Source organism: Bacillus sp. TH13 (assembly GCF_016651175.1).
GTDB classification, from domain to species: domain Bacteria; phylum Bacillota; class Bacilli; order Bacillales; family Bacillaceae_G; genus Bacillus_A; species Bacillus_A thuringiensis_S.
The window spans coordinates 1-2,224 of record NZ_JAEKEJ010000003.1; the positions used below are offsets into that span (position 1 = coordinate 1).

Here is a 2,224-nt window from a genome sequence, read left to right on the forward strand (position 1 = left end):
GTTTGTCGCTTGCGACGTTAATATCATCGGCGACTTGTCCTATATTACACCTCTATATAATAATAGTCAATATTAATCTTTCATCTTTTAAAAAAAGATGAAAAAGACTCTCATACCCCCTCTTTATTCCTCATACATATCAGTAAAATAACCGAAAGGAGTGTAGAACTTGTTCGATCCTTCTTTATTAAACACCATAAACGCCCATTCAAGAAGCCCACACTATCATAGGAAGTTTCCCATCATTCTATTTTGGAGTCAAAAAAGCGGTTGCACTTCTCTTGCTAAATGGTTCTTTTACCAAATTGATTTATTACAAACAGCTCTAAGCTATAGTCCTTTCATTCATAATTATGAATATGATATATACAAAAGTACACCTGCTTATAGTGTACGACTAGGGGTAACGTTACGAGAAAAACAAAAAGAAACGTTTAAACTTGTTCGTAACCCTTATAGGAGAGCAGTCAGTTCTTTCGTATCCTTAATTGGACCTCCTTATATGGAAAATCCCGAATGGAAACCCATCCGAAAGTTTTTATATCAAGATGAAAATTCCCCCAAAGGGATCTCATTTAAACAATTTCTATACTATCTATTTATGAAAGGGGCTCACGCAAGTGATATTAACCCACATTTCACACAACAATATATAGCTGGTGAAGAAGAATATGTGACCAATTATATATACTTAGAAAACTTCGATCAGGAAATGAAAGAATTAGAAAAGCTTTTCGAATTAAAAAACGCACCAATAAATGAGTTCTCAACATCATGGCATCATCAAACTCCCGCCATGATTTATAAAGGGAATTTTAGCGAAGGTGATATTACCGATCCTTTATTTCCCCGTCATCCAACTTTTGAAAGCTTTTATGATACTGAATGTATACAACTTGTTCAAACAATATTTCAAAATGATTTCGACACATATAAATACAGCAAAGAATATCCATACTAATTTTAGTCTATTATCTTTGCTAAATAAAAAAGATACCTCATATATAAGGTATCTTTTTTACATGTCAATTATATAAATCATACTGTTTAACAGTCTCTATTCTTCACCTTATTACCTTTTAATAGATTACATAACTTTTGCTTATCCGCCCATCCTACTCCAATTAAAACTAAACTCGCTCCCATTATTACTCTCCATGTCAGAGATTCATTTAATAGAATAATTGAAGTAACAATACTTATTAATGGTAATGCATTTAAATATAATCCACTTACTGATGCTGAAACTCTCTCTAGCGCTTTATTCCAAAACCAATACGCTAAAATTGTTGCTCCAATAACAAGGTATATTACACTAAGTCCCGTTTTCCAAGTTTCAATCTTTGGTAAACCGTAATAAAGAATTTCTACCAGTGCAAATGGTAATAGAATAACAGCTCCAATAATTAAAGTTAATGTTGTAAAAACCTCGTTTGATAAATACCGTTCTTGTTTTGGTCGTTTTAGCAAAACCGTGTAGAAAGCAAATAGAAAAGTACTTAATAATATCAGGATATCTCCTATTAAAGACACTTCTTTATCAGCACTTTTAGATGGAATCGTAATAAAGAGTACTCCTATAGCACCCAATATAATTCCTACCCAATAATTCAATCGAATTTTCTCTTTCAAAAAGAATGCTGAAAAAAGAATTGTAACTAATGGTAATGCAGCATCTATGATACTAACATGTAATCCACTTGTTAAAGAAATTCCGTAGGATGTGAACATAAAGTACCCAGCTACACCGGTAAAAGCTAGTAAACTCATTCTTTTCCATGGAACTTTTTTATGTACAACTGATTTTTGTAGTTGCTTAAATGAAAATAGCATACAAATTCCACCTGCAAAGAAAAGACGAATAAACAACAAAGTAAACGGCTGAATAGATTCTAAAGCCCATTTTGTTGGTGCAATAGCTGTCCCCCATAATATAACAGCCACTAATAACATGCATATTTCTTTCATAATCCCCCACACCCATCAAAAATATATGTTAACTACCTTAATTATAGATTTTTTCTTATGTAAAATCCTTTAAAAACACAAAAGGTTATGTAAAAAGGGCTAGATTGCTACTTTTTACATAACCTTTTTATATAAGATTACAAACATTCTTTTTACATCTCGATTATATTTTCACAAAAGGTAATTCTTACCTTTATATTTCAAGCAATAAAAATAAACACAAAAAACCTAAGTCGAAACGACTTAGGTTTTTGCT

The 2,224-nt window shown here is 31.7% G+C and carries 2 protein-coding genes; one reads left to right on the forward strand and one right to left on the reverse strand.

The window, feature by feature from the left end:
• Positions 1–169 precede the first annotated feature (169 nt).
• Positions 170–961 carry a sulfotransferase family 2 domain-containing protein gene (locus JFU02_RS01320; protein ID WP_201069447.1) on the forward strand — a complete coding sequence of 264 codons (792 nt, stop codon included), beginning with the start codon at positions 170–172 and terminating at the stop codon, positions 959–961.
• Positions 962–1,047: 86 nt separating this feature from the next.
• Here the strand turns inward: JFU02_RS01320 and JFU02_RS01325 are convergent, their stop codons facing one another.
• Positions 1,048–1,968 carry a DMT family transporter gene (locus JFU02_RS01325; RefSeq protein WP_098285858.1) on the reverse strand — a complete coding sequence of 307 codons (921 nt, stop codon included), beginning with the start codon at positions 1,966–1,968 and terminating at the stop codon, positions 1,048–1,050.
• Between the last annotated feature and the right edge of the window lie 256 nt (positions 1,969–2,224).